17 protein-coding genes and 1 tRNA gene are annotated in these 18,555 nt (G+C 72.1%); 4 read left to right on the forward strand and 14 right to left on the reverse strand.

Going from position 1 to position 18,555, the window contains the following annotated elements; all coding sequences use genetic code 11:
• Positions 1–103: 103 nt before the first annotated feature.
• Positions 104–1,468: an MFS transporter gene (locus tag ACZ5DC_RS08170; RefSeq protein ID WP_468651274.1), complete on the reverse strand. Its 1,365-nt coding sequence runs from the start codon at positions 1,466–1,468 to the stop codon at positions 104–106.
• 292 nt (positions 1,469–1,760) lie between these two features.
• Between ACZ5DC_RS08170 and ACZ5DC_RS08175 the strand changes: the two genes are divergently transcribed.
• Positions 1,761–2,627: a helix-turn-helix transcriptional regulator gene (locus ACZ5DC_RS08175; protein WP_468650583.1), complete on the forward strand. Its 867-nt coding sequence runs from the start codon at positions 1,761–1,763 to the stop codon at positions 2,625–2,627.
• An 87-nt stretch (positions 2,628–2,714) separates the two neighbouring features.
• On the opposite strand, the gene ACZ5DC_RS08180 is transcribed toward ACZ5DC_RS08175, so the two are convergent.
• The 7 genes from ACZ5DC_RS08180 to ACZ5DC_RS08210 form a co-directional block, all read right to left on the reverse strand.
• Positions 2,715–2,787, reverse strand: a tRNA-Ala gene (locus tag ACZ5DC_RS08180).
• Positions 2,788–2,879: 92 nt separating this feature from the next.
• The gene (locus ACZ5DC_RS08185; RefSeq protein WP_468650585.1) at positions 2,880–3,548 is read right to left on the reverse strand and encodes a histidine phosphatase family protein; all 669 of its coding nucleotides are present in this window, start codon (positions 3,546–3,548) and stop codon (positions 2,880–2,882) included.
• On the reverse strand, positions 3,548–3,991 hold the full coding sequence (gene rsfS, locus ACZ5DC_RS08190) for a ribosome silencing factor (protein WP_366755294.1): 444 nt from the start codon (positions 3,989–3,991) through the stop codon (positions 3,548–3,550). The genes ACZ5DC_RS08185 and rsfS overlap by 1 nt, the downstream gene beginning before the upstream one ends.
• 125 nt (positions 3,992–4,116) lie before the next feature.
• Complete coding sequence (locus ACZ5DC_RS08195) at positions 4,117–5,892, reverse strand: LCP family protein (RefSeq protein WP_468650588.1); 1,776 nt, start codon at positions 5,890–5,892, stop codon at positions 4,117–4,119.
• Positions 5,893–5,908: 16 nt separating this feature from the next.
• A complete protein-coding gene (gene nadD, locus ACZ5DC_RS08200; protein WP_468650590.1) occupies positions 5,909–6,595 on the reverse strand; it encodes a nicotinate-nucleotide adenylyltransferase in 687 nt (228 codons plus the stop codon).
• Between the two features lie 56 nt (positions 6,596–6,651).
• Positions 6,652–6,816 (reverse strand): hypothetical protein, encoded by a 165-nt coding sequence (locus ACZ5DC_RS08205; protein WP_014672678.1) that lies wholly within the window; start codon positions 6,814–6,816, stop codon positions 6,652–6,654.
• 165 nt (positions 6,817–6,981) lie between these two features.
• On the reverse strand, positions 6,982–7,146 hold the full coding sequence (locus ACZ5DC_RS08210; protein ID WP_468650592.1) for a hypothetical protein: 165 nt from the start codon (positions 7,144–7,146) through the stop codon (positions 6,982–6,984).
• A gap of 101 nt (positions 7,147–7,247) precedes the next feature.
• On the opposite strand from ACZ5DC_RS08210, the gene ACZ5DC_RS08215 reads away from it, so the two are divergent.
• Positions 7,248–8,333 carry a M48 family metallopeptidase gene (locus ACZ5DC_RS08215; RefSeq protein ID WP_468651276.1) on the forward strand — a complete coding sequence of 362 codons (1,086 nt, stop codon included), beginning with the start codon at positions 7,248–7,250 and terminating at the stop codon, positions 8,331–8,333.
• 109 nt (positions 8,334–8,442) lie between these two features.
• Here the strand turns inward: ACZ5DC_RS08215 and ACZ5DC_RS08220 are convergent, their stop codons facing one another.
• The 5 genes from ACZ5DC_RS08220 to proB all read right to left on the reverse strand — a co-directional run bounded on the left by ACZ5DC_RS08220 (position 8,443) and on the right by proB (position 13,663).
• Entirely contained in the window at positions 8,443–9,513 is a 1,071-nt protein-coding gene (locus ACZ5DC_RS08220; RefSeq protein WP_468650594.1) for an SCO2583 family membrane protein, read from the reverse strand.
• Between the two features lie 88 nt (positions 9,514–9,601).
• A complete protein-coding gene (locus ACZ5DC_RS08225; RefSeq protein ID WP_468650596.1) occupies positions 9,602–10,174 on the reverse strand; it encodes an SCO2584 family spore wall biosynthesis protein in 573 nt (190 codons plus the stop codon).
• A 143-nt stretch (positions 10,175–10,317) separates the two neighbouring features.
• Positions 10,318–11,604 carry a glutamate-5-semialdehyde dehydrogenase gene (locus ACZ5DC_RS08230; RefSeq protein ID WP_171156412.1) on the reverse strand — a complete coding sequence of 429 codons (1,287 nt, stop codon included), beginning with the start codon at positions 11,602–11,604 and terminating at the stop codon, positions 10,318–10,320.
• Positions 11,605–11,909: 305 nt separating this feature from the next.
• The gene (locus ACZ5DC_RS08235; RefSeq protein ID WP_103810746.1) at positions 11,910–12,335 is read right to left on the reverse strand and encodes a hypothetical protein; all 426 of its coding nucleotides are present in this window, start codon (positions 12,333–12,335) and stop codon (positions 11,910–11,912) included.
• Positions 12,336–12,556: 221 nt separating this feature from the next.
• Positions 12,557–13,663 (reverse strand): glutamate 5-kinase, encoded by a 1,107-nt coding sequence (gene proB / locus ACZ5DC_RS08240; protein WP_468651278.1) that lies wholly within the window; start codon positions 13,661–13,663, stop codon positions 12,557–12,559.
• A gap of 521 nt (positions 13,664–14,184) precedes the next feature.
• Between proB and ACZ5DC_RS08245 the strand changes: the two genes are divergently transcribed.
• Positions 14,185–14,913, forward strand: coding sequence for a hypothetical protein (locus ACZ5DC_RS08245; RefSeq protein ID WP_468650598.1), 729 nt, complete (start codon positions 14,185–14,187; stop codon positions 14,911–14,913).
• A 93-nt stretch (positions 14,914–15,006) separates the two neighbouring features.
• Here the strand turns inward: ACZ5DC_RS08245 and galE are convergent, their stop codons facing one another.
• Positions 15,007–15,978, reverse strand: coding sequence for a UDP-glucose 4-epimerase GalE (gene galE / locus ACZ5DC_RS08250; RefSeq protein ID WP_468650600.1), 972 nt, complete (start codon positions 15,976–15,978; stop codon positions 15,007–15,009).
• Between the two features lie 331 nt (positions 15,979–16,309).
• On the opposite strand from galE, the gene ACZ5DC_RS08255 reads away from it, so the two are divergent.
• Positions 16,310–18,541 carry a bifunctional glycosyltransferase/CDP-glycerol:glycerophosphate glycerophosphotransferase gene (locus ACZ5DC_RS08255; RefSeq protein ID WP_468650602.1) on the forward strand — a complete coding sequence of 744 codons (2,232 nt, stop codon included), beginning with the start codon at positions 16,310–16,312 and terminating at the stop codon, positions 18,539–18,541.
• Positions 18,542–18,555 lie beyond the last annotated feature (14 nt).

Here is an 18,555-nt window from a genome sequence, read left to right on the forward strand (position 1 = left end):
GGTGGCCGCCCTCCTCAAGGATGCTCGCAGGCATCGCTACTCCCTCCCGTCGGGCCGCGCCCCCTTCCGGCCGTTTGATTCTGCCACGACCGGACCGATACGGTCAGCGACGCCTCAGTACCAGTCCGGACACGGCTCCCACCGCGGCCGTCGCGGCCAGGGCCCAGGCGCAGACCGAGAACGCCTCCGCCGAGGGATACGGGCGCAGCGCCCCGAACGACTCAAGCCGGTTCAGGAACAGCGTGCCGAAGGCCGCGACGCCGATCAGCTGACCGAGTTGCGCGACCGTCGCCAGCAGACCGCTGGCGTCCGCCGCGTCCTCGGGCCGCACGGTGGCCAGGGCCCCGGTGAGCGTCGGGCTGAAGGCCAGCGCCAGTCCGGCCCCCGTGCCCGCGTACCCCGTGTACAGGACCGCTCCCCCGTCACCGCCGCCGTGGAAGGCGAGCCCGACGACGGCGACGGACACCGCGGTGAGCGCGAACCCGGCCGGCACGAGGGCCCGCTGCCAGGCGGCCGGCCACTTCCGCCAGGTCAGGCTGACGGCGCCGAAGACGGCCGCGGTCGGCGCGAAACCCAGTCCGGCCCGCAGGGCGCTGTGGCCGAGGCCGCCCTGGACGTGCAGGGTCAGCGCGAACAGGAAGCCGGCGTTGACCGACATCACGGCGAGGACGCGGACGACGGCGAGACCGATGCCGGGATGCCGCAGCACCCGGGGCGTGAGGAGCGGGGCGCCGCCGCGCCGGGCCAGCCGGGACTCGTGGCCGCAGAACAGGGTGAACAGCACGGCGGCCGCGGCCAGCGACAGCCAGGACCACAGCGGCCAGTCCTCCTCCTGCCCGAGCACCAGCGGCACCGTCAGCAGCGACACGGCGGCGCCGAGCAGGACCAGTCCCGGCAGGTCGAGCGCCCGGGCCCGCTCGCGCCCGCCGGCCCGGCCCGGCGGCAGGACCCGCCGGCCCAGCACGAGCAGCAGCGCTCCCACCGGCACGTTGACCAGGAACACCGGTCGCCAGCCCATGCCGAACAGGTCGGCGCTGACCAGCAGCCCGCCGGCGACCTGCCCGGCCGCCGCGCCGACGGCCAGGACCGCCGAGTAGGCACCGAGCGCCCGGGCCCGGGCCTCGCCGGTGAAGGTGCGCTGGATGAGGCTGAGCACCTGCGGGATCATCAGCGCCGAGCCGGCGCCCTGCGCCAGCCGGAACACGATCAGCTCGGTCGAGCCCCGCGCCAGTCCGCAGGCGAGCGACGCCGCGGTGAACAGGGCCAGTCCGGCGACGTGGACCAGGCCGTGGCCGAGCCGGTCGCCGAGCCGGGCGCCGGTGACCAGGAGCACGGAGTAGGTGATGGTGTAGCCGGCGATGACCAGTTGCAGGTCGGCGCCGGAGGCGTGCAGTCCGGAACCGATCGTGGGGGCGGCGACGTTCACGATGAAGACGTCGAGGGCCGCCATGAACAGGGCGGCCAGCAGCACGCCGAGCAGCAGCCGGTGCCGGTTGTCAGTGGCGGGTGCTTCACTGTCCGTGACGGGTGAGACGGTCCGCTGGACGCCGGGGGCGTCACTGTCAGTGGCGAGTGCTTCACTGTGGGCAGGATTCGGGACGGGCCCGGCGCCCGGACCGGTACGGGATGTCGTCGTCATGGCGTCGAGCGTGACGACGGGCGGGTACCGGTGCCGAGTGCCTGCCGATGCTGGTACTGCCCGCACCTGGCAGGAGCGGTTCCGGGTGCCGACGATGAGACGGGGACGACGGGGGATGACGATGGGGACGAGGACACAGCGGCGCAGGCCCGAACTGGCGGCCTTCCTGCGCGGCAGGCGGGCCCGGGTCACACCGGCCGACGTGGGGATGCCGCCGGGTCTGCGGCGGCGCACTCCCGGGCTGCGCCGGGAGGAGGTGGCCCAGCTCTCGGGCGTCGGCGTGACCTGGTACACGTGGCTGGAGCAGGGCCGGCCGATCAACGCCTCGCCGCAGGTGCTGGACGCGGTGGCGCGGACGCTGCGGCTCGAACCGCCGGAACGGGAGCACCTGTACCGGCTCGCGGAGGTGCCGTTCGAGCCGGACCCCGAGGGGCTGACCCGGCGGATCAACCCGAAGGTGCAGGGCATCATCGACGCCCTCGATCCGATGCCGGCGACGGTCTACAACGCGCGGTACGACGTCCTGGCCACCAACGCGGCCTACCGGGACCTCTTCCTGGTCCCCGAGACCCTCGCGACCGGTGTGCCGAACGTGCTGTGGACGCTGTTCACGCTGCCGGACCCGCTCAGTCCGCTGATGCACCGGGAGAGGGAGCTGCCGCTGATGGTGGCGACCCTGCGGGCGGCCTACGGCAGACACGTGGGCGAGCAGCCGTGGGAGGAGTACATACGCGGGCTGTCGGCGGCGAGCCCCTGGTTCGGCGAGCTGTGGGCGAGCGGTGAGGTGGTGACTCCCGGCCCCCGGGTGAAGGTGCTCCGCCACGCCGCGGTGGGCGAGATGCGGATGACCTCGCAGTCGCTGTCCATCGACGGGATGCCCGAGTGCCGGATCGTGGTCTACACGCCGGAGGACGAGGAGACGCGGGCGAAGACCGCGGCGCTGCGGGAGCGGAGAGAGCGGCTGCGGCCGTCGGCCCTGAACACCTGACGGCAGCGGAACGCAGAAAATCCCGCCCCCTGCGGGGACGGGATCCTCATCAACCGATCTTTGACAACTCAACAGAGTGTCGATCAGTGGAGCTAAGGAGAATTGAACTCCTGACCTCCTGCATGCCATGCAGGCGCTCTACCAACTGAGCTATAGCCCCTTGCGTTCTTCCCGCTCGGCGGGGCGAACAAGAAGAACTTTAGCCTGTGACCTGCCGGAAAGTGAAATCCGGGGCCGGGGGGCTCGGGACGGTCAGTCGTCGTCGCCGAGGACGGGCTCCGGGAGGGTGCCCGCGTTGTGCTCCAGCAGGCGCCAGCCGCGGGCGCCCTCGCCGAGCACGGACCAGCAGCAGTTGGAGAGCCCGCCGAAGCTCTCCCAGTGCCGGGCCTCCAGGCCGAGGAGCCGGCCGATCGTGGTGCGGATGGTGCCGCCGTGGCTGACGACGACGAGCGTGCCGTCCTGGGGCAGCTTCTCGGCGTGCCGCAGCACGACGGGGGCGGCGCGGTCGGCGACCTCGGTCTCCAGTTCGCCGCCGCCGCGGCGGACCGCCTCGCCGCGCTTCCAGGCGGCGTACTCCTCACCGTGCCGGGCGATGATCTCCTCGTGCGTCAGCCCCTGCCAGACGCCCGCGTAGGTCTCGCGCAGCCCCCCGTCGTGGGTGACTTCGAGGGCGGTGAGGGCGGCCAGCTCGGCGGCCGTGTGCGCGGCCCGCCGCAGGTCGGACGAGACGATCGCGTCGGGCCGCAGGGAGGCGAGCAGCCTGGCGGCGCGACGGGCCTGGCCGATGCCCGTCTCGGTCAGCTCGACGTCCGTGGTGCCCTGGAAGCGGCGCTCCAGGTTCCAGGCCGTCTGGCCGTGCCGCCACAGGATGATGCGGCGGCCCCGGCTTTTGCGGTCGGTCACCTCGCCGGTGGCGCTCATCACCAAGCCCCGCCCGGTTCCTGGTCGGCCTCGGCGGCCTGCGCCCTGGCGTGCTCCTCCGCCTTGCCGCGGGTGGCCTTGGCGTCGGCGGGCAGCTCCAGCTCGGGGCAGTCCTTCCACAGCCGCTCCAGGGCGTAGAAGACGCGCTCCTCGCTGTGCTGGACGTGGACGACGATGTCGACGTAGTCGAGCAGGATCCAGCGGGACTCCCGGTCGCCCTCGCGGCGGACCGGCTTGGCCCCGAGGTCCTTCAGGAGGCGCTCCTCGATCTCGTCGACGATGGCCTTGACCTGGCGGTCGTTCGGCGCGGACGCCAGCAGGAAGGCGTCCGTGATCGACAGCACGTCGCTCACGTCGTAGGCGATGACGTCGTGGGCGAGCTTGTCGGCCGCCGCTTGGGCGGCGGTGTGGATGAGCTCAAGGGAACGGTCGGTGGCGGTCACTACGTGGCTTTCCGTCGGCGGTCTTTTGTCATCAAGGGTCTCACGGACGGCCGGGCGCACCCCACGTGATGACGGCATCACGTGGGGTGCCCCCGCCCGCGCTCCCGTCCGGAGGCGGCCCGGAGTCAGGAGGAGGACGGTTTGTAGTCGCCGCCGAGGATCACCGAGACGTCGGCGCCGGAGGAGACGCTTCCCTTGGCCACGGAGCCGGCGGGCAGCCCCAGCGTCTTCGCGACCTCGGCGGCGTTGGCCTTGTCGGCGGCGTCCGCGTACAGCACCTTCGAGGCGGCCTGGGTGCCGGAGGCGGTGCCGCCCTCCAGGAAGGTGAAGCCGCCGTTGAGGAGGACCACGCGGGCCTTCTCCGTGTCGTCCTTCACACCGGTGGCGTTCTGGACGGAGACCCGGACCGAGGAGCCGGCGTCGGGGCTCTTGGCAGTGCCGCCGAGGATGTCCTTCACCACGCTGTCGCTGGTCTGCGCGGTGAGCGTGCCGTCGGACCGCACGGGCAGCAGGGCGGTCCTGTAGTCGCCGCTCTTGGCGAGGTCGGCGAGCTTGGCGAGGAAGCCGCCGAGGTCCTTGTCGGTGAGCGGCGGGTCGAGGATCTGCGCGAGGGTCTGCACGGTCGTGGTGGCGGACGACGGGTCGGAGGACATCTTGCGCAGCACGCCCTGCATGACCTGGCCGAACCGCTCGAGCTGCGCGTTCTGGGACTCGCCGGCGGCTCGGTAGGTGGCGTAGGCGACGGCCATCTTGCCGCTGAGGGTCTGGCCCTTGCCCTTGTGGACGAGCGGGGCGGTGCCCTTCTTCTTGGTGCTCGGGTCGGGCACGTCGGTGTCGGTGTCGATCTCGATGTTGCCGACGAGTTCGACGAGGTTCTGCAGGTAGGGGGTGTCGAGGCGCCAGGTGCCCTGGATGCTGGTGCCGAGGACCGTGTCGAGCTGGTCGCGGGTGCCGGAGGCGCCGTCGTCGTCGACGGACTTGGCGAGGGTCGTGGTCGAGCCGTCGTCGTCGGTCAGCGCGAGGGAGTTGGGCAGCAGGACCGTGGTGCCCTGCTTGGTGGTGGTGTTGTCGACCAGCAGCGCCGTGGAGGTGCCGCTCTTGCCGGTGTTGTGCAGGTGGACGACGATCACGTCGCGTTTCTGGGCGGTGACCGGTGTGGCGGTGCCGGTCTTGCCGCCGGACGAGGACAGGCCGGGCAGTTTCCCGGCGAACCAGAGGTAGCCGACACCGCCGACCGCGACGAGGGCGAGGACGACGAGAAGGGCGATGACGCGGCTGCGGGCGCGGCGGCGGGCCTCCTCGCGGCGCTCGGTGCGGTTCTCGGTGAACTTCAGCCAGTCGATGACGTCCTCGGAGTCGCCGTCGGGCTCCTCGACGAAGGCGAACTGCTCGGTGTGGTGGTCCGGTTCGTCCGTGGCGGGATCGTCGTCCCCCGGCGTCCGGGTGTCCTGCGGGACGTGGGTGTTCTCCGGGACGTAGGTGTTCTCCGGGACCTGGGTGTTCTCCGCGGGGCCGGCCTGCTGCGGAATGTAGGCGGTCTGCTCGGCGACCCGGGGCTGCTGTCCGCTGCTCGCCGCCTGCCCGTAGGGGTCGTACCCCGTGGTCTCCTGGCTGCCCGTGGCGTACGGGTCGTACGGGGCCTGGGTGCCGTAGGGGTCGTAGGCCTGCGGCTGTGGGAACGAGCCGTAGGAGGGAGCCTGCGGCTGCCCGCCGGCGGCGTAGGGGTCGTAGCCGTAGCCCTGCTGCTGGGCGTACGGGTCGTAGGCCGCCTGCTGGGAGGAGTGCGGAGCCTGCTGTGCCGGGACCTGCCCGTACACGGGCCGGCCGTACTCGTCGTAGCCGACGATTTCGTACGGTCCGCCGCCGTAGCCCGCGTCGCCCGCGTCGTATCGGTCGTTCACCGGTGCCCCTCTCGGCTCACTCGCCGCGGTACAGCTCGCGCTTGTCGATGTAGCGCACGACTCCGTCCGGCACCATGTACCAGATGGGGTCTCCCTTGGCGACTCTCGCACGGCAGTCTGTGGACGAGATGGCGAGGGCGGGCACCTCGACGAGCGAGACCCCGCCTTCCGGCAGGCCCGGGTCGGTGAGGTTGTGGCCGGGGCGGGTGACGCCGATGAAGTGCGCGAGGGAGAACAGTTCCTCCGAGTCGCGCCAGGTCAGCAGCTGGGCGAGGGCGTCGGCGCCGGTGATGAAGAAGAGGTCGGTGTCGGGGTTGAGGGCGCGCAGGTCGCGCAGGGTGTCGACGGTGTAGGTGGGCCCGCCGCGGTCGATGTCGATGCGGCTCACGGAGAACTGGGGGTTCTCCGCGGTCGCGATGACCGTCATCAGGTAGCGGTCCTCGGCCAGGGAGACCTTGCGGTGGGACTTCTGCCACGGCTGGCCGGTGGGGACGAACACCACCTCGTCCAGGTGGAACTGCGCGGCGACCTCACTGGCCGCCACGAGGTGCCCGTGGTGGATCGGGTCGAACGTTCCGCCCATGACGCCCAGGCGCCGTTTGCCCGTGTGGGCGGGGCCGTTGCCCGGTCCGTGCTGCGGGTGCTTCACCGTGTCGTCGGCGGTCACGTGCGCCGGACCGGTAGGCATGTCCTGCTCTCCCATGCGTGCAGACCCTACCGGCCCGGCCTCGGACGTCCGGCCGGGGACGGGTTCCCCGCTCAGCGGTCGCGGTTGAAGCGCGTGGTGATCCACAGCAGCAGGAGCAGGATGAACAGGGCGCCGCCGCCGGTGAGGGCCGGGTTCAGACTGTTGTGGTTTCCGCCGTGCTGCTCGCCCTCGGCGGCAAGGGTGACCAACTGGGCTGCTGCGCTGTGGAAGCTCATCTTCGGCAGGACCTATCGCGTGTGGGCGGAATAAAGATGTCGGCCCATCGTAAGCGGGCGGCCGTTCGGCGATCACGCCGACTCCGCCGTTGGCACCGGAGGGCGCGGCGGCTCGGATGGCGGGAGGGCGGGCGATGCCCGGCGGCGGGGAACCTTCGCCGCTCGTCAGTCGTCCTTCCGCTTGTAGCCGCGCAACAGGAACCACGCGGTCAGTACACAGCCGAGCACCATCACGACCAGTACGACGCGGAGCAGGTTTCCTGACCCGTGCTGCTGGACGGCGCTCGTGGCGGCCTCGGTCAGCCGGGCGGCTGCGGGGTGGTGCTCCATGACGTGGACTCCTTCGCGTGTACTGCCCGTCCAAGGTATCTCCGCCTAGGCTGGGCCCCGCCTCGGGGGCACGGTGGGCACTCACACGCATGGGGGAAGACATGTCCGACGACGGCCACCAGCACGCGGGGCACGAGCGGGTGCCGAGCAGGCAGCGCAGGCGCTTTCCCGGGATATCCACGCGCGCGTACGAGCACCCGGCCGACCGCTCGGCCCTGGTCGCGCTGCGCAAGCTGAGCGGGTTCGACACCGTCTTCAAGGCGCTCAGCGGGCTGCTGCCGGAGCGGAGCCTCAGGCTGCTGTTCCTGTCCGACTCGGTGCGGGTCTCCGAGCGGCAGTTCTCGCACCTGCACGACATGCTGCTGGACGCCTGTTACATCCTGGACCTGCCGAAGGTCCCGCCGATGTACGTCACGCAGGATCCGCAGCCGACCGCGATGTGCATCGGTCTGGACGAGCCGATCATCGTGGTCAGCACGGGGCTGGTGGAGCTGCTCGACGAGGAGGAGATGCGGGCGGTCGTCGGGCACGAGGTGGGGCACGCGCTGTCCGGGCACTCGGTGTACCGCACGGTCCTGCTGTTCCTGACGAGCCTCGCGCTGAAGGTCGCCTGGATCCCGCTGGGCAGCCTCGCGATCACGGCGATCGTCACGGCCCTGCGGGAGTGGTTCCGCAAGTCGGAGCTGTCCGCCGACCGGGCGGGTCTGCTGGTGGGCCAGGACGTCCGGGCCTCGATGCGGGGGCTGATGAAGATCGCGGGCGGCAACCATCTGCACGAGATGAACGTGGACGCGTTCCTGGAGCAGGCCGAGGAGTACGACTCCGGGGGCGATCTGCGCGACTCGGTGCTGAAGATCCTGAACGTGCTGCCCCGCTCGCACCCGTTCACCACCGTGCGGGCCGCCGAGCTGAAGAAGTGGGCCGAGTCCCGGGACTACCAGCGGATCATGGACGGGCACTACGCACGGCGCAGCGAGGACGGGGACGCCTCCGTCAGCGACTCCTTCCGCGAGTCGGCGGCCAGCTACGCGAGCGATGTGAAGACCTCCAAGGACCCGCTGATGAAGCTGGTCACGGACCTCGCGGGCGGGGCGGGCGACCTGGGCGGCCGGGTCCGGCGGGGCTTCGACGGCTTCCGGAGCCCGCCGCCGGCCAAGGGGGACGCTCCCGAGGCCGGCGAGGCGTAGGCGCCGGGTCCGGCGGGGGGAGCCACGGCCTGGAGGCCGGCGGGAAGAACCACGGCCGGAGGCGCCGTCCCCCTCCCCGCGCCATCCCCTCTCCCCGCGCCCCCGCCCCTCACACCTTCGGCTGGGCCGCGGGGGCCAGCGTTCCGCACAGGGCCGTGGCGCTGTCCGTCTCGTAGGGGTTGGTGCCCGCGGGGCCGCCCGAGCGGGCCGTCTGGCCGGCCAGGAGGGGGCGGAGGTAGGCCGAGGCGTCCTCCGCGCAGGCGAGGGGGCCCGCCTGGACGTAGGACACGGCCAGCTGGACCTGGTGGGTGCGCAGGTCGTCGCGGTCGAAGCGGAAGGTCACCTCGCGGCGGACCGTGAAGAGCGAGGCGGGGGCGCCGGCGGCGGCACCGGTGGGGCGCAGGGCGTAGACGAAGGTGTGGTCGGCGGTGACCTCCAGGGTCGCCGGGTCGGCTTCGGCGGCGTGCAGGCTGCCGAAGACGCGGATCCTGTCGTCGGCCAGCTGGGCGCGGGCGGGGTCGATGCGGACCACCCAGCCCGTGGCCGCGTGCCGGCCGTCCGCCGCCGGGTGGTCGATGCTCTGGTCGAACTGTTCGAGCTGGTCGGAGTCGATCAGGGCCCGGGCGGGGCGGACCTCGCGTCCGCTGAGCACCTCGGGGTAGAGCGAGGAGCTGACGATGTAGTCCTTGGCGGTGGTGAGGGCGGTCACCACCTGGCTGTCGGAGAAGTGGGCGGTGCCGCGCGAGGCCGGCAGGGGGATGCCCTCGGCGCCGGCCTCGTACGGGGCGGCGGGGCTGTGCGCGTAGAGCCTCTCGGGGTCGGTGGCGCCGGGCACCTTGCCCTGGGGGGCGAGCGGGATGACGGTCGTCCTGAGGGATTCCACGGGGCGCCGGGTCTGCGGAGAGCCGTAGGGGTGGCGGACGCCCATGTAGATCGCGGTGACGAAGGCGACGGCGATCAGCAGGACGAGGACGAGGGCCTGCCGGGTGAGGCCCCGGTGCAGGGGCGGGCGGCGGCGGACGGCGGGGGCGTGGTCGGCCATCCGCTCCTCGGCGGAGAATTCCTGGAGGCGGGCAGCACGGACGAACGACTCGTCGAAGACGACGGATCGGTATTCGTCCTCCGCACCGCCGGGGCCGCCCTCGGGTGTCCCCTCCGGTGGGTCTCCAGGCCCGCCCATACCTTCAGAGTAGGTCTCGTGAGCCACGGGTAAACGCCCCGCTGCGCCACAACTTCTGACAGGTTCTCACCAAGAACGGACGGGGCGCTCAGGGGGAGGGCGGGATGGCCGAGACGGCCGGCCGGGAGTGCTCGGCGGCGGTGCCGGGGACGGGCGCGCCGCCCTGCTCCAGGCCGGTGGAGGCGGGGGCGGGAACGCGGTCGCGGGTGCCCGAGGAGCTTCCCCGGTAGACGGCGGCGAAGGCCAGGGCGACCATGCCGATGCCCATCACGACGGCGAGGAGCCAGGCCACGGGCCGGTGCCAGCGGATCTGCTTGCCGTAGGCGCCGAAGAGGCCGTGGCGGTCGCCGACGACGTAGGTGTCGTCCAGCTCGTCATCGTCGTGATCCCGGCCGAAGGCGGTGCCCTCGGGGCCGTAGCCGTCGTCGTAGCGCTCGCCGCGGGCGCGGGCGCGGCGGGCCTCGGCCTCGGAGGCCTCGGCTCTGGCCTCGGCCGCGGCCAGGAGGCGCTCCACGGCGGTCGGCTCGTGGAAGGCGGCCGCCCGCACGAAGGCCTCGTCGAAGACCACGGAGGCGAACTCTTCGTCCGACACCCCGTGGTCGTGGTCGTCGTCGGGCTCCCAGCCGTCAGGGAACGGCGTGCCCCCCACGTCCTCCGGCACGCGTCCAGAGTAGACCTGGGGGGTCAATTTGGGCAGACGGTATGGAAATTCGTCTGCCTGGTGAGACGCCTCGGGGACCTGGGCCGCGGAGCGGTTACCGGGACGGGGCGCGGGCGGCGGGCCCGCGGCCGGACGGGTGAACCTCAGCGGCGGACGTGTCCGTCGCCGGTGACGATGTACTTGGTGCTGGTCAGCTCGGGCAGGCCCATCGGGCCGCGGGCGTGCAGCTTCTGGGTGGAGATGCCGATCTCGGCGCCGAAGCCGAACTGGCCGCCGTCGGTGAAGCGGGTGGAGGCGTTCACGGCGACGGTGGTGGAGTCGACCAGCTGGGTGAAGCGGCGGGCGGCCTGCTGGGACGTGGTCACGATGGCCTCGGTGTGGCCGGAGGTCCACAGCCGGATGTGCTCGACGGCCCTGTCCAGGGAGTCCACCACCGCGGCGGCGATGTCGTACGACAGGTACTCCGTCTCCCAGTCCTCGGTGGTCGCCTCGACCACGGTGGCCTTGGAGTCCTTGGCGTAGGCCATGACCCGCTCGTCGGCGTGGACGGTGACGCCGGCCTCGGCGAGGGCGTCCAGGGCGCGCGGCAGGAACTCGGCGGCGATGTCCTGGTGGACCAGGAGGGTCTCGGCGGCGTTGCAGACGCTGACCCGCTGGGCCTTGGAGTTGATCAGGATCTCGACGGCCGTGTCGATGTCGGCCTGGGCGTCGACGTAGACGTGGCAGTTGCCGGTGCCGGTCTCGATCACGGGGACCGTGGACTCGTTGACCACGGTCTGGATCAGGGAGGCGCCGCCGCGCGGGATGAGGACGTCGACCAGGCCGCGGGCGCGCATCAGCTCGCGGACGGAGTCACGGCTCTCCCCGGGCACGAGCTGGACGGCGTCGGCGGGCAGCCCGGCGCCGCCGACGGCGTCGCGGAGCACCCGGACGAGGGCGGAGTTCGACTCGTAGGCGGAGGCCGAGCCGCGCAGCAGGACGGCGTTGCCGGACTTGAGGCAGAGGGCGGCGGCGTCCACGGTGACGTTCGGGCGGGCCTCGTAGATGATGCCGACGACGCCGAGCGGGACGCGGACCTGGCGCAGGTCGATGCCGTTGGGCAGGGTGGAGCCGCGGACGACCTCGCCGACCGGGTCGGGCAGCTTCGCGACGTCGCGGACGTCGGAGGCGATGGCGCGGACCCGCTCCGGGGTGAGGGTGAGCCGGTCGACGATGGCCTCGCTGGTGCCGTTCTCCCGCGCCTTGGCCACGTCCTTGGCGTTGGCCTCGACGATCTCGGCGGTCCGGACCTCCAGCGCGTCGGCGATGGCGAGCAGCGCGTCGTCCTTCACGGCACGCGGGAGCGGCGCGAGGTCGGCGGCGGCGGCCTTGGCCCGGTAGGCGGCCTGGGTGACCGGGGACATCGAGTCGTACGGCGAGAGCGTGGTCATGAGGGAAGGGTAGTGCGCGGGGCGCGGCGGTTCAGCGGTCGTCCCACACCCCGAGACACCCCAAATGGGGTGAACCTTCCCCGGCCGGGGCACGCCCGGGAGCCCACCCCGGCACGGCGCACCCCACCCGGTGCCCGCACCCGGACGGCCGCCCCGGGCCCGCCCCGCCCCGGCGCACCCCCTGGCACCGCTCACCCCGGCACAGCACACGCACCCGGCGCCCGCTCACCCCGGCACAGCGCACGCACCCGGTATCCGCTCGTCCGGACCCGGATCGTCGCGCCCCCGGCCCGTCCGGAACCGGCTCAGAACGGGTGCACCCCCACCGGTGTCGCCGGGGCGGGGCCGTAGCCCTCGGCGATGCGGTGGTGGTAGGTCTCGCGGTCGATGACCTCCAGGCCGACGATCTCCCAGGGCGGCAGGCCGGCGCTCTGCCGGTGCTCGCCCCACAGGCGCAGTGCCACCGCGGCGGCGTCGTGCAGGTCGCGGGCCTCTTCCCAGTACCTGATCTCGGCGTGATCGGTCGCGTATCTGCTGGTCAGCAGGAAGGGGTGATCGTGGGCGAGCTGCTCAAGGGCCCGCCGCAGCTCGGGCAGGGGGACCTTCTCCCCGGAGACGCTGAGGGTGACGTGCCACAGCCTGGGCAGGTCCTTGGGCTCCTCATAGGTGTCCCCGGCCGCGACGCTCGTCAGAGCACCGCGGGACGCCGCCCCCGGGCGCACTCGTCTCACGACGGCCTCCTTCACGCATCACGCATGGCACGCACGCGCGCACGGCTCGCGCGGGCTCGCATGCTCGTATGGCTCGCTCGGCCCCTTGACGGAACCCATCCCCTTCAACATGTCCCCCAGACAAAGTTGAGCAGGCCGCAGGGCTCCGCGTGGTGGTTTTACGGAACGTCCCCCACCGGGGTCGTTCCGTACGCCCCGTTTTACGAGCGGGACGGGGGGCCTCAGGTGTACAGGAGGACCAGGTCGTCCCTGTGCACGACCTCGCGCTCGTACTCCGGGCCCAGCTCGCGTGCCAGCTCCCGGGTCGAACGCCCGATCAGCAGGGGGATCTCCCTGGCGTCGAAGTTGACGAGTCCCCGGGCCACCGCGCGGCCCGTGGTGTCCCGCAGTTCGACGGGATCGCCCGCGCTGAACTCGCCCTCGACGGCGGCGATCCCGGCCGGCAGCAGCGACGTGCGCCGCTTGACGACCGCGTCGACCGCGCCGTCGTCCAGGATCAGGGCGCCCTGCGGGGTGGAGGCGTGCTGGAGCCAGAGGAGCCGCTCGGCGGAGCGCTTGCCGGTGGCGTGGAAGTAGGTGCCGGTGTCGCCGCCGGCCAGGGCCTCGGCCGCGTGGACGGCGCTGGTCAGCACCACCGGGATGCCGGCGGCGGCGGCGATCCGGGCGGCCTCCACCTTGGTGACCATCCCGCCGGTGCCGACGCCCGCCTTGCCCGCGCTGCCGATCTCGACGCCGGCGAGGTCCTCCGGGCCCCTCACCTCCGCGATCCGGGAGGTGCCGGGTTTGCTGGGGTCGCCGTCGTAGACGCCGTCGACGTCGGAGAGGAGGACCAGCAGGTCGGCGTGGACGAGGTGGGCGACGAGGGCGGCGAGGCGGTCGTTGTCGCCGAAGCGGATCTCGTCGGTGGCGACGGTGTCGTTCTCGTTGACGATCGGGAAGGCGCCCATCGCGAGCAGCTGGTCGAGGGTGCGGGAGGCGTTGCGGTGGTGGGCGCGGCGGCTCATGTCGTCGCTGGTGAGCAGGACTTGGCCGACGCGGACGCCGTAGCGGGCGAAGGAGGCGGTGTAACGGGCGACGAGCAGGCCCTGGCCGACGCTGGCGGCGGCCTGCTGGCGCGCGAGGTCCTTGGGGCGGCGGCGCAGACCGAGAGGGGCGAGGCCCGCGGCGATGGCGCCGGAGGAGACCAGCACGATCTCCTTCTCCCCACCGCTGCGGATCTTGGCGAGGACGTCGACCAGCGCGTCGACGCGGTCGGCGTCCAGGCCGCCCGCGGCGGTGGTCAGCGAGGAGGAGCCCACCTTGACGACGATCCTGCGGGCCTCGCCCACGGCCTGCCTCACCCTTGCCACCTGCGGTCCGTCTCCTTCACGTGCGCGTTCCGGCACCGTGCTTCCCGGCGTCCTCAATCTACGGGAAGCCGGGTGCGGCGTGCCCGCGCTGCCCAACCGCCGGACAGTCCCGGCCCGGCCCCGCGGGGTCACCGCGATGCGAGGACCCCGCCCCCGGGCACGGCCGCCGAGCCGGGGCCACACCCTCGCCCTCACCGCGTCAACGTCATGTCCGGCCGGTCCGGCGCCATCGCCGTCGCCGTCGCGGTCGCCATCGCCGTCGCAGTCGCAGTCGCCGTCGCCGTCGCCGTCGCCGTCACCGAAACCCTCGCCGGCGCTGTCGAGACCAACTCCCGGACCGCCCCGCCGACGTCGCCTGGCCCGCTGCCCTCGCCCCGACCCACCCCCTCACCCCTCACCCAGCCCATCGCGTCCCCAACCGGTCTGCCCGCGCGCTGGTTTGGCCGGTGCCGGACAGGGCGGTACGGCCGCGTTCGCGGCGGTCTGCGACCATGGACCCCATGCGGAGAAGAGGTTCGGCACGGGCAGGGTTGGGCGGGGTCCTCGCTGGGCTGCTGGTGATGTCGGTGGCGGCGTGCGGCAGTTCGGACCACGGGAGTGCCGGGTCGCGGGGCAAGTCGGACGACACACAGCCGCGGAAGACGGCCCTCAAGCGCGTCCCCGGCATCGGGGACCGGCTGTGGCGGCAGGTACCGGCCGGCTCCCGCCAGGTGGTCGCGGTGTACGGCGCGGGGAAGAACTCCCCCGACTCCACCGTCGCCCTCTTCACCAAGCACGGCGCCGTCTGGAAGCAGGAGCGCTCCTGGGCGGCGCACAACGGGCGGAAGGGCTGGACGACGGACCATCACGAGGGCGATCTGCGCAGCCCGGTGGGGGTCTTCACGCTCAGCGACGCGGGCGGCGTCCTCGCCGCCCCGGGGGCCAAGCTGCCGTACACCCGGTCCGCGGCCTTCCAGGCGCCCCACTACTGGAAGAAGGCGTACTGGCACGACTTCGACTACGTCATAGCCATCGACTACAACCGGGTCAAGGGCACCGCGCCCAATGACCCGACCCGGCCGCAGGGCCAGTCGAAGGGCGGCAGCATCTGGCTGCACATGGACCACGGCAGCGGCACGTCGGCGTGCGTGAGCCAGTCCGAGTCGGCGATGCGGTACCTGCTGCGCACCCTCGACCCCCGGCTGCACCCCGTCGTGGTGATGGGCGACAAGCCCGACCTGAAGGCCTGACGGGGCTCAGGCGCGCGAACTCGGGGCGAGCCGGGGGTTGGAGCCGGGCCGCGGTCCGCGCCCGGCCTCACCCCCGGCCGCTCGGGCTCGGGCTCAGGCGTGCCGGTGCCGCCACCCCAGCCACGCGGACTCGATCATGTCGTCCAGGCCGAGACGGGCCGTCCAGCCCAGTTCCGCCCGGATGCGGTCCGCCGACGCGACCACCCTCGCCGGGTCTCCGGGCCGGCGGTCGGTGACCTCGGGCGCCAGCCGCTCGTTGCCGGTCACCTTCAGGATGCGGTCCACCATCTCCCGGACCGAACTGCCCTCGCCCCGGCCGATGTTGAGGACGAGCGAGGTCCCCTCCGGGGCGTCGCGCAGACGCGCCGCGGCCGCCTGGTGGGCGGAGGCGATGTCCTGGACGTGAATGTAGTCACGTACGCAGGTGCCGTCCGGCGTGGCGTAGTCGTCGCCGAAGATCCGCGGCGCCTCGCCGGCCTCCAGCCGCTCGAACACCATGGGGATGAGGTTGAAGACACCCGCGTCGGACAGCTCCGGGGCGGCGGCACCGGCCACGTTGAAGTAGCGCAGGGACACGGCGCGGATCCCGTGGGCCCTGGCCGCGGCGGCGATCAGCCACTCGCCGACCAGCTTGGTCTCGCCGTAGGGGCTCATGGGGACGCAGGGGGTGTCCTCGGTGACGAGGTCGACGTCCGGCATGCCGTAGACGGCGGCGGACGAGGAGAAGACGATCCGGCCGACGCCGGTGGCCGTCATCGCCTCCAGCAGGGTCTGCAGACCGGTGACGTTCTCGCGGTAGTAGTGGAGGGGCCGCTCCACCGACTCTCCCACCTGCTTCTTGGCGGCGATGTGCACCACTCCGGTCACGGCATGGTCACGGATCGTCCGCTCCAGGAGGTCCTGGTCCAGCACGCTGCCCACGACCAGCGGGACGTCGCCGGGCACCCGGTCGGCACTGCCGGTCGACAGGTCGTCGTAGACGACCACGTGCTCGCCGTTCTCCGTCATGGCGCGCACCACATGCGCACCGATGTACCCGGCGCCGCCCGTGACCAGCCAGCTCATTCCGTGCCTCCTCGGTCTGTGTCGGTAGGAGAGCAGACTCGTTCATGGGCTACGGAAAATCGAATCGGGTGATTTCGGGCAACTACGGCGAAAACCCTGAGCGGTGAGTCGGGGTGGAATGGCCCGCGGATCGGGGTGGGAGAATGTTCCGAGCAAGTAAAGGTCCGGCGTCCGCGGCTGTTCCGCGCCCCGACCGCCCCGCTACCTTGCTCACGGAAACATCAAGTGAATCCTTTACTCTGATGCGACGGCGCGCTGCGCCGCCGGCGGGCGGAGCGTGCTCTGGCCTCGGCCCACGCTCTCGTGATCAGTCTCGGAACAGGTTGTAAGGATGCCCAGACTCTCTCTCGTCATCCCTGTCTACAAGGTGCAGGGCTACCTCACCGAGTGCCTGGACTCGGTGCTCGGGCAGGACTACACGGACTTCGAGGTCATCGCGGTCGACGACTGCTCACCGGACGGTTCGGGTGCCATTCTCGATGAATACGCGGAGCGGGACCCGCGCATTCACGTGATTCACCTCACGGAGAACGTGGGGCTGGGGCGTGCGCGCAATGCGGGCATGGAGAAGGTTCAGGGCGATTACGTACTTTTCCTGGACAGTGACGACACTCTGACCGACGGCGCGCTGCGGGCGATAGCCGACCGGCTGGAGGCGGCCGGGAACCCCGAGATCCTCGTCTACGACTACGCCCGCAGCTACTGGGACGGCCGGGTCCGCCCCAACCAGCGCGCCGAGCTGCTCCAGCCCGACGGTCCCGAGGCCTTCCCCCTCTCCGAGCGGCCGAAGCTGCTGGACCTGCTGCAGATCGTCTGGAACAAGGCCTACCGCCGGGACTTCGTCCTGCGTCACGAGCTGACCTTCCCGCCCGGCTACTACGAGGACGCCCCCTGGACGTTCTGCTCCATGATCAGTGCCGAGCGCATCGCGGTGCTGAACCGGGTCTGCGTGATGTACCGCCAGCGCCGCGAGGGCGGCAACATCCTGAAGACGGTCAGCCGCAAGCACTTCGACGTCTTCGACCAGTACCGCCGCGTCTTCGACTACCTGGACGCCCACCCCGAGTTCGCGCAGTGGCGCGCACCGCTGTTCCGCAAGATGGCCGACCACTTCCTGACCATCCTGGACCGGCCCGACCGGCTGCCGGCCGACGCGCGGGCGGAGTTCTTCCACCGCGCCTCCGCCGACTACCGCGCCCGGCTCCCCGAGGGCTTCCAGCGCCCGGGCGGCGGCCGCGGCCACAAGTACGCGATGCTGGAGAAGGACGCGTACGCCGCGATGGCCGGTGCCACCGCCGCCGTGAAGCTCCGCAAGGCGGTCAGGACCCGCACCCGTACGGCCGTCAACCGGTCCAAGCGCAGCGCGATGGGCGTCTACTACCAGTCGCAGCTCCGGCTGCCGCTGGACGAGAACCTGGCGCTGTTCTCCGCCTACTGGAGCCGCAGCGTCAACTGCAACCCGGCCGCCATCGACGCCGAACTGGCCCGGCTCGCCCCGCACATCCGCCGGGTCTGGGCGGTCCGGCCGGACGCGGTGGACCGGGTGCCCGAGGGCGTGCGGTACGTCCGGGTCGGCTCCAAGGAGTACTGGGCCGCGCTCGCACGGGCCAAGTACCTGGTCAACAACGTGAACTTCGCCGACAGCGTGGTCAAGCGCGAGGGCCAGATCCACCTGCAGACCCACCACGGCACCCCGCTGAAGACCATGGGCCTGGACCAGCGCAAGTACCCCGCCTCGACGGACATGGACTTCGACAAGCTCCTGGAGCGCTGCGACCGCTGGGACTTCAGCGTCAGCTCCAACCGCTTCTCCACCGCCGTCTGGGAACGGGTCTACCCGTGCTCCTACGTCTCGCTGGAGACCGGCTACCCCCGCAACGACGTCCTCGTCAACGGCACGTCGGAGGACGTCCGCCGGGCCCGCACGGCCCTCGGGCTCGCCGACGGCACCCGGGCGTTCCTGTACATGCCCACGCACCGCGAGTACCAGCCCGGCTTCGTGCCGAGCCTCGACCTCGCCCGCCTCGCCGACGAGCTGGGGCCGGACGTGACCCTGCTGGTGCGCGGCCACTACTTCTACGGCGGGTCGGCCCACGTGGCCGAACTGCGCCGCAGCGGGCGGATCGTCGACGTGTCGGCGCACCCCCGGGTGGAGGAGCTGTACCTCGCGGCCGACGCGCTGATCACGGACTACTCCTCCGCGATGTTCGACTACGCCGTCCTGGACCGGCCGATCATCATCTACGCGCCCGACTGGGACATCTACTCCGCCGTGCGCGGCACCTACTTCAACCTGCTCCAGGAGTCGCCGGGCGCGGTGGCCACCTCGCAGGCCGAGCTGATCGACCTGCTCGGATCGGACGAGTACCGCGGGCAGGACGCGGCCGCGCGCCGCGACGCCTTCCGCCGTAGGTTCTGCGAGTTCGACGACGGACGGGCCGCCGAGCGCGTGGTGCGCCGCGTCTTCCTCGGCGAGACGGAGCCGCTGCCCTTCGTGCCGTTCGCAGAGCGTTCCCACGCACCGGCCCCCGCCCAGGCGCTCGCAGCCGTCGAGCGGGCCTGACCCCCGAGAAGGAG

Source organism: Streptomyces sp. NPDC031445 (genome assembly GCF_055581365.1).

Bases quoted from the DNA above. Each gene is read 5' to 3' on its own strand.
- ACZ5DC_RS08255 (WP_468650602.1), top strand. From the start codon at position 16,310: ATGCCCAGACTCTCTCTCGTCATCCCTGTCTACAAGGTGCAGGGCTAC.
- ACZ5DC_RS08205 (WP_014672678.1), bottom strand. From the start codon at position 6,816: ATGAGCTTCCACAGCGCAGCAGCCCAGTTGGTCACCCTTGCCGCCGAG.
- ACZ5DC_RS08185 (WP_468650585.1), bottom strand. From the start codon at position 3,548: ATGAGCGCCACCGGCGAGGTGACCGACCGCAAAAGCCGGGGCCGCCGC.
- nadD (WP_468650590.1), bottom strand. From the start codon at position 6,595: ATGGGAGAGCAGGACATGCCTACCGGTCCGGCGCACGTGACCGCCGAC.
- ACZ5DC_RS08220 (WP_468650594.1), bottom strand. From the start codon at position 9,513: ATGGGCGGGCCTGGAGACCCACCGGAGGGGACACCCGAGGGCGGCCCC.
- ACZ5DC_RS08175 (WP_468650583.1), top strand. From the start codon at position 1,761: ATGGGGACGAGGACACAGCGGCGCAGGCCCGAACTGGCGGCCTTCCTG.
- ACZ5DC_RS08210 (WP_468650592.1), bottom strand. From the start codon at position 7,146: ATGGAGCACCACCCCGCAGCCGCCCGGCTGACCGAGGCCGCCACGAGC.
- ACZ5DC_RS08230 (WP_171156412.1), bottom strand. From the start codon at position 11,604: ATGACCACGCTCTCGCCGTACGACTCGATGTCCCCGGTCACCCAGGCC.
- ACZ5DC_RS08215 (WP_468651276.1), top strand. From the start codon at position 7,248: ATGTCCGACGACGGCCACCAGCACGCGGGGCACGAGCGGGTGCCGAGC.
- ACZ5DC_RS08245 (WP_468650598.1), top strand. From the start codon at position 14,185: ATGCGGAGAAGAGGTTCGGCACGGGCAGGGTTGGGCGGGGTCCTCGCT.
- galE (WP_468650600.1), bottom strand. From the start codon at position 15,978: ATGAGCTGGCTGGTCACGGGCGGCGCCGGGTACATCGGTGCGCATGTG.